Origin of the sequence: Methanococcoides sp., assembly GCF_030594565.1 — an archaeon.
GTDB lineage: Archaea > Halobacteriota > Methanosarcinia > Methanosarcinales > Methanosarcinaceae > Methanococcoides > Methanococcoides seepicolus.
In genome coordinates, this window is record NZ_JAUVEY010000065.1 from 1 (window position 1) to 11,719 (window position 11,719).

At 39.8% G+C, this 11,719-nt stretch carries 8 protein-coding genes; all 8 read left to right on the plus strand.

Annotated elements, in window-relative coordinates; translation table 11 throughout:
• Positions 1–581: 581 nt before the first annotated feature.
• Positions 582–2,141: a right-handed parallel beta-helix repeat-containing protein gene (locus QAS77_RS06785; protein WP_305064582.1), complete on the plus strand. Its 1,560-nt coding sequence runs from the start codon at positions 582–584 to the stop codon at positions 2,139–2,141.
• Between the two features lie 464 nt (positions 2,142–2,605).
• Complete coding sequence (locus QAS77_RS06790; RefSeq protein WP_305064583.1) at positions 2,606–5,497, plus strand: sugar-binding protein; 2,892 nt, start codon at positions 2,606–2,608, stop codon at positions 5,495–5,497.
• Between the two features lie 342 nt (positions 5,498–5,839).
• Entirely contained in the window at positions 5,840–6,496 is a 657-nt protein-coding gene (locus tag QAS77_RS06795) for a cohesin domain-containing protein (RefSeq protein ID WP_250868073.1), read from the plus strand.
• A 135-nt stretch (positions 6,497–6,631) separates the two neighbouring features.
• Positions 6,632–7,711 carry a PGF-pre-PGF domain-containing protein gene (locus QAS77_RS06800; RefSeq protein ID WP_305064585.1) on the plus strand — a complete coding sequence of 360 codons (1,080 nt, stop codon included), beginning with the start codon at positions 6,632–6,634 and terminating at the stop codon, positions 7,709–7,711.
• A 226-nt stretch (positions 7,712–7,937) separates the two neighbouring features.
• Complete coding sequence (locus tag QAS77_RS06805; RefSeq protein ID WP_250868075.1) at positions 7,938–8,984, plus strand: DUF354 domain-containing protein; 1,047 nt, start codon at positions 7,938–7,940, stop codon at positions 8,982–8,984.
• A 235-nt stretch (positions 8,985–9,219) separates the two neighbouring features.
• Positions 9,220–9,624, plus strand: a complete 405-nt coding sequence (locus tag QAS77_RS06810; protein WP_250868076.1) for a hypothetical protein — start codon at positions 9,220–9,222, stop codon at positions 9,622–9,624.
• Between the two features lie 2 nt (positions 9,625–9,626).
• Entirely contained in the window at positions 9,627–10,490 is an 864-nt protein-coding gene (locus QAS77_RS06815; protein ID WP_305064586.1) for a metallophosphoesterase, read from the plus strand.
• A partial coding sequence (locus tag QAS77_RS06820) for a DEAD/DEAH box helicase (RefSeq protein ID WP_305064584.1) occupies positions 10,487–11,719 on the plus strand: 1,233 nt, incomplete at its 3' end. The genes QAS77_RS06815 and QAS77_RS06820, both read left to right, overlap by 4 nt.

Here is an 11,719-nt window from a genome sequence, read left to right on the forward strand (position 1 = left end):
ACCAGGTTGAATTTCAGGGAGTGACTAAAATAGAGGCATAGTATATTGTTTTTTGGTAAAATCAATATCAAGCACTGATGGAATTGTGTTGAGTATTCTAAGTTTATATCAAAAACGTGAGGATGGCTGAATAGTTACAAAGAATGTATATATATTACTGCGGTCAAGCTTCTTCTCTTAATAGATATTTCGGGTGAATGATGTTGTTTTTATGAATATGGAATATAACTCTTAATATATCTAAACATTTAAAAATAATTTTTTAATAGAAACCTTTTTATTAAATAAATGGGGTACGCTATTCATCGATTCAATTAGTGATAATAGTCAAAAATTATATTTCAAAAGCTATTAATTTAGGGATGATACAAAAACCATTATATTGTTTACCAACATTTTTTTATGAGTTGTAAGTAGATGAAAATCGCCTGATTATGGATACTTTTGTCTTTTTGGGGGTTATTATGAAAAGATATAACAAACCTGTATTTTGTTCAGAAATATTATGTTTTCGATCAATACAAAATATCAATACAGTAAAATCTCTTTCAATAAATGTATTTTGTATTATTCTTATATTGTTGGCTTTATCCACTACGGCAAGTGCGAATGACTACTATGTTGCCACGTGGGGTGACGATGCTCACACAGGTCTAACGCACGAACAATCTGTAAGGTCCCTGGATCATGCTCTATCCTTAATGGGTACAGGTGATACTTTATACATGTCTGACGGAACCTGGTATGGAGAAGTATTGGATTTTGTGGGGCATGATCTGGGGGGCACATCTGGCAATCCTGTTACAGTAAAAGCATATGATGGAAACCCAACCCTAAGCAACGGTCCCTCGCAAGCAAATATGATCGACACGTCTTATCAAGACTGGATCACTATAGATGGGATAACTGTTATCAACGGTTATCAAGGGTATCATGCTTCATGGAATAGTCACCTTGTTATCCGAAATAGTACTTTTTCGAACATGCGTATGGATGGAATTAATTTCTGGAGGCAGGTAAGTGATACCTTAGTAGAGAATACTGTTGTTACCAATTGTGGTGAACATGGCATTCACTATTATAACCAGTTGGATGAAGAGATAATGTATAACCATGTTATCAGGAACAATGATATCTCTAACTCTGGCCATAATCTGATCGATCTTCATACAAGGATAAGTAATGTAATAGTTGAGAACAATGAACTCTATTTCACATATGATTATTCAGGTCTGGAACAGGTTGGACTCTATTTACATAATGGTGATACTGACAACATAACAATACGCAACAACTACTTCCATGATCAGCCAAGACCTCTGGAAATTTTTAACTCAGAAGATGTCGTTATAGAATATAACAAATTCGAGGATATAAGTGGTAGGGCATTAATGTTGTCCTCATTTAGCGACGAATCTTATGAAAAGAATGCTCGTGTTTTCAATATATATTTTAGAAACAATGTTATAGACAATGCTGACTATGGTGTCATGTTCTGGGGTGAGGATTCGATATACCAGAATATCTACTTTATCAATAATACTTTATTGAATATAGGATATTCTGATTTCTATATCCATAGTGGTACTTTTAAAAATCCAATAATACTTGAAGATAATTTGCCACGTGAGCAAAGTAAAACATTCACGTTCCGCGTTTATCCGAGTGAGGCTATCTCTTTAATTGATTCTTCCAATGCCATTATGGCCAGTGATGATGAATCTATTACCGTATGTGACGTTGATGCTTCATCGATCAAGGTTGAATCTATTGATGCCTATTTGACCATAAACACGTATCCGATATATGCCCATCCGACTACGGGGCATGTGAATGTAGAAGTGTACAAATATGATACATCTCTTCCACAAGGCGAGATCCTCGTGGATTTCACTGCTAAATCAACCGATGGGGGGAGTGTGGTGTTTACTGTTGATGACCTGCAACCAAATCACTGTTATGACATCAAAATGGATGGTGTTGATTTTACTTCAAAACAGGCAGATCCTTCGGGTCAGATCCAGTTCACAAGTTCAGAGTGGTCAAGGGAACATTCTTTCTCTGTACAAGAAACTACCTATTCCTCATATTTTTCAACGACCGCCGATGCTGGCTCAGACAGTTATATCGTTCTTGGCTAGACAGCATCTTTTGATGGTTCGAGTTCCTATGATGACGGCGGCATCATATCTGATATATGGAATTTTGACTCTGACAGTGGACTTCAGCAAGATATCACTGGTATGGTGTTGCAGCATAGCTATGAAGAAGCAGGAACCTACACAATGGTTCCTACTAATATAAATACTAATCACGAGACTAACTCTTATGCGATCATTGGGGAAGAAAGTTATGTCGGCCATGTTCCGTTCATATTCTGTCTGGTTTGTGGTCAAATTTCTCCAAACAATGGTCATACTAATTATAACTATGTCCACAATTCTGTTTTATTATTTACAAATGAATAATTTATTAAGGGAATTACATGATGGATCTCAAAAACGAAATTTATTCCGAGAAAACAAAACATAGCTTTTTACAAGGCACGAAGAATTCTAGATATTTTTTACGAAATATCCTTTATGCAGTTTGTATCCTATTAGCTTTGTCCGGTACAGCAAGTGCAACTGACTACTATGTTGCTACTTGGGGTGATGACGCACACACAGGTCTAACCCACGAACAATCTGTAAGATCCCTGGATCATGCTCTATCCTTAATGGGTGCAGGTGATACCTTATACATGTCTGACGGAACCTGGTCAGGAGAAATATTGGATTTTTGGGCACACGGTCTGCAGGGTACACCTGGCAATCCTGTTACGGTGAAAGCATACGACGGAAACCCAACTATGAGCAACGGTCCCTCAGGAGTAGCTATGATCAAGACATCTTATCAAGACTGGATTACGATAGATGGAATAACTGTTACCAACGGTTATACAGGTTATCTTGCTGAACATAATAGCCACCTTGTTATCAGAAATTCTAAGTTTTCGAACATGGATCTTGAGGGAATTGATTTCCGGACACATACAAGTGATACCTTAGTAGAAAATAATGTTATTACCAATTGTGTTGAACATGGGATTCATTATTTTAATCAGATGGGTACAGAGATAATGTATAATCATGTTATCAGGAACAATGATATCTCTAACTCTGGCCATAATCTGCTCGACATTCATACAAGAATAAATGATGTAATAGTTGAAGACAATGAACTCTATTTCACATCTGATTATTCAGGTCTGAAACAGGTTGGGTTATATCTTCATAATGGTGATACTGACAACATAATAATACGCAACAACTATTTCCATGATCAGCCAAGGCCTCTGGAAATTTTTAATTCCGAAGATGTCGTTATAGAATATAACAGATTCGAGGATATAAATGGCAGAGCATTAATGTTGTCCTCATTTAACGACGCAAATTATGACAAGAATGCTCGTGTTTACAATATATATTTTAGAAATAACGTCATAGAAAATGTTGACTATGGTGTCCTGTTCTGGGGCGAGGAGTCAATATATCAGAATATCTACATTACCAATAATACTTTATCGAATGTCAGAAATTATGATTTCTGGATATATAGTGGTACTTTTAAAAATCCAATAATAATTGGAGACAATTTGCCACGTGAGCAAAGCAAAACATTCCTGTTCCGCGTTTACCCAATTGGTGCTATTTCTGTAGTAGATTCGTCCAATGCCATTATGGTCAGTGATGACGAATCTATTACCGTATCTAACGTTGATGCTTCATCGATCAAGGTTGAATCTAGTGATAGGTATTTGACCGTAAACACGTATCCGATGTATGCCCATCCGACTACGGGACCTGTAAATGTAGAAGTGAACAAATATGATACATCTCTTCCACAGGGCGAGACTCTCGTAGATTTCACTGCCGAATCAACCGATGGAGAGAATGTGGTGTTCACTGTTGGTGACCTGCAACCAAACCGCTATTATAACATCAAAATGGACGGTGTTGACTTTACTTCAAAACAGGCGGATTCTTCGGGTCAGATCAAGTTTACAAGTTCAGAGTGGTCTGTACATTCTTTCTCTGTAGAAGAGGCTTCGTCAGCGCCATCGAATCTCTCACCAACTGCCAATGCTGGTTCTGGTATGACAGTTGTTATTGGTGAAACCATATCTTTTGATGGTTCGGGTTCAACAGACGACAAGGGCATTGTTTCCCATGCATGGGATTTCGATGCTTCTAACGGAATCCAGAAAGATGCGACAGGTACTGTTGTGCAGCATTCCTATGATGCCGCAGGTACATATACAGTAACCCTTACTGTAGAAGATGCTGATGGCAAAACAGACTCTGATACTGTCACTGTAACAGTAACAACAACAGTAAGTGAGGTTAACCATGCACCCGTCATCATCGCATTCAAACCAGTAAGCGGTGCAGTCTTTGATGAAGGAGATTCCATCTCCCTCGATGTAACAGCATCCGATGCAGATGGGGATGCATTGAGTTACACCATCCTGATCGATGGCGTCATCCGCAGCACCTCTTCTAACTATGTCTGGAACACTGACAACACAAGTGCAGGTACTCATAGGATCGAAGCAATTGTAAGTGACGGTCTCGATCAGGTAACGTCCATTCGTACCATTACGATCAATGACGAACCTATCATCATCGAGGCACTTGACATAGTGCAGGGGACTGCTACTGTCGACGGTGATCTGAGCGACTGGCAGGACGTGACCGGTATCACTCTAACGGCGTCGACCAGCAGAGATCCTAATGAAGACAATACCGCTGTGATAAAGGCAAAACATGATGACAATTACTTGTACCTTGTCTTTGATGTAACTGACACGAACCTTCAGGCTTCCGGTCAGGATGAGGTTAGCCATATCTATCTAGATGACAGTGTCGAGATATTTCTTGACACACAGCACGATAATGGCGGTGTGATGCAGGCAGATGACTATCACTTTATCATTAACCTGAACGGTGCTGTAATTGATGAAGTGGGTACTGGTGGCGGCAAGGATCTCTCGTATGCCAGTAGCATAATGACAGGCATAACTTTGCTGGGTAGCAATGGTGACGAAAGTGACACGGATACTGGTTACGTGATCGAAGTCGCGATTCCCTGGAGCGATATTGGCGGGAAACCTTCGAATGATGCTGTCGGCTTGAACGTTGGAATAAACGATCGGGATAATGGGTTTGATGGACGTCAGTATTTTGACTCGTGCAGTCTGACAGGCTCAACCAATGATGTGCCTAACAACTGGGGTGATGCGATCATTGTAGCTACGGACAACATAGCACCTGTTGCACATCCACGTTGGGATGTGAATAAGGATGGTGTGGTGAATATTCTGGATATTACCCTGGTGAGTCAGAATATGGGCAGTCAAAATTTAGATGCTGTCTGGGACGTAAACCAGGATGATGAAGTAAACATCCAGGATCTTACCCTCGTAGCACATCACTTCGGTGAAACAGTAGAATGAGATGCATATTCTGCATCTCCCTTTTCTTTCTTTTTAAGATCTGTAGATTCGACTGCTGAGATTTTTCATAAATTTTCTTTTCATTTTAATTAAAATGTAATCATATTCATGTAAAAGTATATTACTTTTTTAATTACATTAGTGGCAAATGTTATGTAATTTCATTTCTCAGCCTATTGAAAACCAATCGAATTAGGGGAGTGGCCTCATAATGATGGTGCGCATGACACATGCCATTTTTTCACAATGTTTATATAGCACCAACACAATGGTAAATTGGGGATTTTTAATTTTATTGATCAGAATCAAGTCCTCAAAGTTATTTCAAATAAAGGGGAAAACATGTTTAGCATAAAAAACGTATTCATGGTAGTTTTTATAATCACATTGTTTGCAGCTCTTAGCAATGTTTCTGCAGCTGCTTCCGATGTAGTTTTAAAACCATCATCACAGGTTGTTGCACCTGGAGAAACTTTCACAATTGATATATTCGTTTCTCCGGATGTTGATATTGCAGGAATGCAATTTGATCTACTTTACGATGGTTCTAAGTTCCAGATCACAGATGTGAGCGAAGGCAACTTGTTCAAACAAAGTGGTATGGGGACATTTTTTGTTGCTGGTTCTGTAAATTCGGGTCAAATCAATGATGCATACGGTTGTATTCTCGGTGCGTCAGATACCTCAACACCAGCAACTTTTGCCAGCATCACACTAACAACAGATGAACAGGCAAGTGGGAAATCTGACCTAGTCCTAAAAGATGTCATAATCAGTGACCCAACTGGTAATGCTGTGGATCTCGAAATAATAAACACAGAGGTTATCATTCTGGTCTTCGATATCAATCAGGATCATATGGTTGACTATAGTGATTATGGCCTAGTTCAGCAGCATTTCGATGAAACCACTGCATATCCTTATCCACTATGGGATGTGAATCAGGATAATATTGTAAATGTTCTAGATATGATGTTGGTCCTATCGCATATGGATTAATAATTGTGAGGGATTCTGATAAGAAAATATATTTTCATCTCTGGAAAAAGTATATTTTATTCCCTCCTCCTTTTTTATCTATTTGCAATTATCTGCCTTAGTGGAATTGCCAGTGCCACTACCGAAATCAGCATCATACCCACATATCAATCAGTAGAAGAAGGGCAGAACTTTACTGTGAACATCTATTTGCAGCCAGACCTTCCGGTTGCTGGTATGCAGTTCGATCTATCTTATGACAGTAAATTGGTCGAGGTGGTTCAGGTCTCAGAAGGTGAATTCTTAAGACAGGATGGTGCACTTGTCTGGTTCAATCCCGGTGAGGTCGATAGTTCAAATGGAAAAATTGATTCTGTATATGGTTTGATATTGGACAAGACAAGTGTCACAGGACCGGAAGTTTTTGCCATTATCCAAATGACCGCTGGCAATGGATCTGGTACAAGTTCTTTGGAACTATCTAACGTTGTGGTTAGTGATAATCAAGGGCTGATCATCCCGATTGATGTTGTTAATGGAGCAATTACTATCGCATCTGGTACATCTCCTTCCAATGTATCCACAACCCTTGATAGACGCAGTGATGAGTCCAATTATGGAGTTGCTGGAATTGGTACAACAAGTGGATCATATGAGGAAGTTGAGATAGTAGAAAAATCCAGCCAATCGGTTCACCTTGGCTCTCAAATTTCCTACCAGTTCGTTGAGCATGAAAATCCTATTACATATATTAGCTATAGATCTCTCACAAACGCCGGTAATGTCATAGCAACTGTTGAAGTCCTTAAGCAAACATCTACAATTGCCTCATCTCCCCCTCCCGGGATAGTCTACAAGAATTTGAATATATGGATGGGGAAACCCGGTTATGCCATAGAAAGTAATATACAGGATGCAGTTGTTGGTTTCAAGGTAAATAGATCATGGCTTGAAGGTAATCATATCTCAGATAGTTCTATAATGATGTACCGTTATGATCCGGGCACATGGGAGCCTCTTTCAACAAAGAAGATTAGTGAGAGCAGTAGTTATGTTGTCTTTGAAGCAGAGACTTCTGTTTTTTCACCATTTGCGATCGTCGGAGTTAGCTCAGATAATATAATTGAAATGACAGGGGTTGATGATGCTCCTGCAGAGAATGAAAGCCTTGATCAGAATGCAGCCTTTATTCTGTGTCTGTCGATGTTGGTGCTGCTATTTGCTAGAAGACGATAATTTATAATTACTGCCCATTAACTATTTTTTTATCTACTCACGCTTTATTATATTGCTTGTAATTTCACTGCTATAATTTATCAAAACAATGAATATATTATTTTTGACTTTTCGCAGTGATTAGTTATTTCAAGTAGAAATATACATAATAATAGCAATGAGTTTCTAAAGCACTAAAATAAGGTCAAATAAAGACAATTTTCAATATTGAGAAAAGGAATATAATATGAATATACTGGTTGGAATCTCTCATCCTAAACATGTTTACATGTTCAAAAATTTCATTAATGAAATGGGGAATAGAGGTCATCAGATCAAAATAGTCTTAATAAAAAAAGACAATAATAATGAATTACTGGATGATTTTAACCTAGATTATATTCAGATCGGTGAGAACAAACCAACATTTCTTAAGAAATTATTATCTTTACTCAAACGTGAATTGAATACATACAATGTTGTAAGGGACTTTAAACCGGATGTTTTTATAGGACAAGCCCTTCCATCTTTAGCACATATTAGTTTTTTAGTTAGAAAACCATATTTTATTTTCGAAGATACTGAACATGCAACTCAGGTTCATTATCTCACTTTCCCGTTCACAAAATACATCGTAACTCAAAAAGGTTATTGGGATGATCTTGGGAAAAAACAGATACATTACAATGGTTATTTTGAACTCAATTACCTCCATCCGAACCATTTTCAACCCGACCCTTCTATTTTAGAAAAACTTGGACTTGCTGAGGATGAAACATATTCAATTTTGAGGTTTGTATCTTGGGAAGCACTTCATGATCAATCCAACAAAGGTTTTTCCTTACCTATGAAAAGAAAGATTGTGAGGGAACTGGAAAAGTATGGAAAAGTTTTCATCTCGTCGGAAAAAGAACTTCCAGAAGATCTTCGTAAATATCAAATACAATTACCTGCAAGCGATATGCATTATCTAATGAATTATGCAACTCTTTTTATGGGCGAGAGTTCAACTATGGCATCGGAATGTGCTGTGCTGGGTACACCTGCTATTTTTATCGATTTCTGTGGAAGAGGATATACCAACCATCAAGAAGCAGAATATGGTCTCGTATTCAATTTCAAGAACGATGTAGAGTCTCAGGAAAAAGCGTTAGAAAAAGCTATTGAGCTAATTTCTGATAATGATCTTAAAAATAAGTGGGAAACTAAGAGAGAGAGAATGCTTAAAGAGATGGATGATGGAACACAATTCATGGTCAAACTTATTGAAGATCGAATTGGTGCCATAAAATGATGGTTTTTTATCCTTGTCTTCTTTCTTAAATGTGATTTATTTCTTAATTACCATCATAGTTTTTTGATTATTGAATCGCTTAATATTTATCATTGAAATAATAAGTCAATATTTCCTTATGATTTTCTGGAATACTTTTAATAATAACGTAATTCAATCTATTATTGTTGTCATTCACAATAACATATTACTTGTTTTTCTATAACACATCACTTCCACAAAAGGTGACTACCACATGCTCGATCGCTTAATCCCCCAACAAAGATCAACATCCACCCGCCTTGGTGGTCTCCTCATTCTCGTAGGCGAGACCATGTTCCTCTTCTCCCTCCTGAACTTCCTGATGATAACCCGCATCCAGTATTACAGTTCGAACGATACATTGTTCAGGACACTATTTCCAGAATACATATTATTCCTTGGGGGGATGATCGTTGTAGCTTTTATCGGCATGTGGCTAACCTATGTCTATATCTTTCCCAGCAAGCAGAAGTTCTCGCAGGAGCAGGCCATCAAGGATGGTAGAAGCCCTATGTATGACCGGCTTGTGCAGATGCATGAAGAAATGCATGAAATGCAGACCATGATAAAACAACTTCAGGGGCAGGTTGAAAGTTTAAGTAAAGATAAGGATAAATGAAAATGGAGATCTCAGTAGACCCTATCATCAATGAGCCTGCACTTGTGGTATCCGGAGATTTCACATCCCTTGTTCTGGCAGACATTCATCTGGGCATCGAGTGGGATCTTTATAAGAGCGGTTTTTCCATACCCAGCCAGATAGATCAACGCCTTGAACGCATAATGAGGCTTATTGACCAGACATCTCCTGATCACATAATTCTTCTTGGCGACATCAAGCACAATGTTCCTCAGGTCTCGTGGCAGGAGAGGGACGAGATCCCATATTTTATTAGTACCCTTGCAGAGCAAGCAACTGTTGATATCTTTCCCGGCAATCATGATGGCGGTATCGAATTCTTACTTCCCAAAGGGTGTGACGTAAAGCTTCATTCTCCACGGGGTGCCATCATTGATGGTGTGGGCTATTTCCATGGTCACACATGGCCAGCGGTCGATATCCTCTCTGCAGAAAAGATCATTGTAGCTCACAATCACCCAACGGTACGGTTTACCGATGCAATGGGCTATTCGGTGGTCGAACAGGTTTGGCTAAAGACACACTTCAAAAAGGAAGTATTCGTGGAGCACTTCAAAAATTCTTCCTTTGATAAGGAAAGCGGAAATTGGTCTGATCCTGACGTTCTGGTAGTGCCGGCATTCAACGAGCTTTGTGGTGGTGTAGCTTTCAATGAGTCTGTACGGGATGATCTCTTAGGTCCCATCTTTTCCTCAGGGGCGGTCGAACTAGACAATTCCGAAATATACTTACTTGATGGGACATTTCTTGGAATTTTGAAAAATATTCGGAAACTTGAGGAAACAAAGCCACGAACCGGTAAAAGACGGTCAAGGAAAAAACGTTCAGGGGAGGTTGGTAAATGAAATTCGATAACATGTTCGACAACTTCCACCCTTCAATTTTAAAAGCTCTCGAGAAGCAGGGATTCAAAGCACCTACACAGCCTCAGGAAATGTCCTTCCCTCACATCCTTGCAGGGGAACACACATTCCTTATAGCTCCCACAGGCTCAGGTAAGACCGAATCAGCAGTGCTTCCTATGTTCGATCACATCCTTCGCAAGAGCGAAGAGGCTCGGGTGGGGATCTCCGCACTTTACATAACACCGCTGCGTGCACTCAACCGTGACATGTTGACACGTATCCAGTGGTGGGGAAAAGAGCTGGGGCTTGATGTGCAGGTGCGTCATGGGGATACTACTCCGTATCAGAGGCAAAAGCAATCCAAAAATCCGCCTGACCTGTTAATAACCACACCTGAAACACTCCAGGCAATGTTCACCGGCTCGCGTTTGAGGAAAAATCTCGAATGTGTCAGTTATGTCGTTGTTGACGAGATACACGAGCTTGCCTCCTCCAAGCGAGGTGCTCAGCTTTCGGTAGGACTTGAGCGCCTTGTCGAAATATCCGGTGAGTTCCAGAGGGTAGGTCTGTCGGCCACAGTGGGTAATCCCGATGTTGTGGCCCATTTTCTTGCAGGTGCAAAAAGGGCCGTATCCATCGTACAGGTTTCCATGTTAAGCCTTCTTGAGTTCAACATCATATATCCGCAAGTCACAGATGAGGACCTCGAGATCGGAAGGAAGATAGGATGTGAACCGGAATTCGCATCCCACCTTCGATGCATCAGGGAGATCGTTGAAGATCATATCTCGACCCTCATCTTTGTGAACACACGCCAAAGCGCCGAAGCTCTCGCATCAGGATTCAAATTGCTTGGAGCATCAATTGGTGTCCATCACGGCTCTCTTTCAGTGGATGCCCGAATTGAGGCAGAGGAATCCTTCAAAGCAGGTGACCTTCAGGGACTCATATGTACTTCATCAATGGAGCTGGGTATTGATATCGGTAAAGTTGACCATGTTGTCCAGTATGGCTCTCCCAGACAGGTATCCCGATTGTTGCAACGTGTGGGGCGTGCAGGCCACAGGATACACGAAATATCCCGGGGTACTATCCTCACAATGGGGGCTGATGACATTGCAGAAAGCATGGCCATAGCAAAAGCAGCTCTAAGGGGAGAGGTCGAGGACATAATACCTCATACGGGTTCCCTCGATGTTGTCGCAAACCAGATCTCTGGAATGGTAATC

Coding starts and splice junctions, on each gene's coding strand:
- QAS77_RS06795 (WP_250868073.1), top strand. CDS start 5,840: ATGTTTAGCATAAAAAACGTATTCATGGTAGTTTTTATAATCACATTG.
- QAS77_RS06805 (WP_250868075.1), top strand. CDS start 7,938: ATGAATATACTGGTTGGAATCTCTCATCCTAAACATGTTTACATGTTC.
- QAS77_RS06810 (WP_250868076.1), top strand. CDS start 9,220: ATGCTCGATCGCTTAATCCCCCAACAAAGATCAACATCCACCCGCCTT.
- QAS77_RS06815 (WP_305064586.1), top strand. CDS start 9,627: ATGGAGATCTCAGTAGACCCTATCATCAATGAGCCTGCACTTGTGGTA.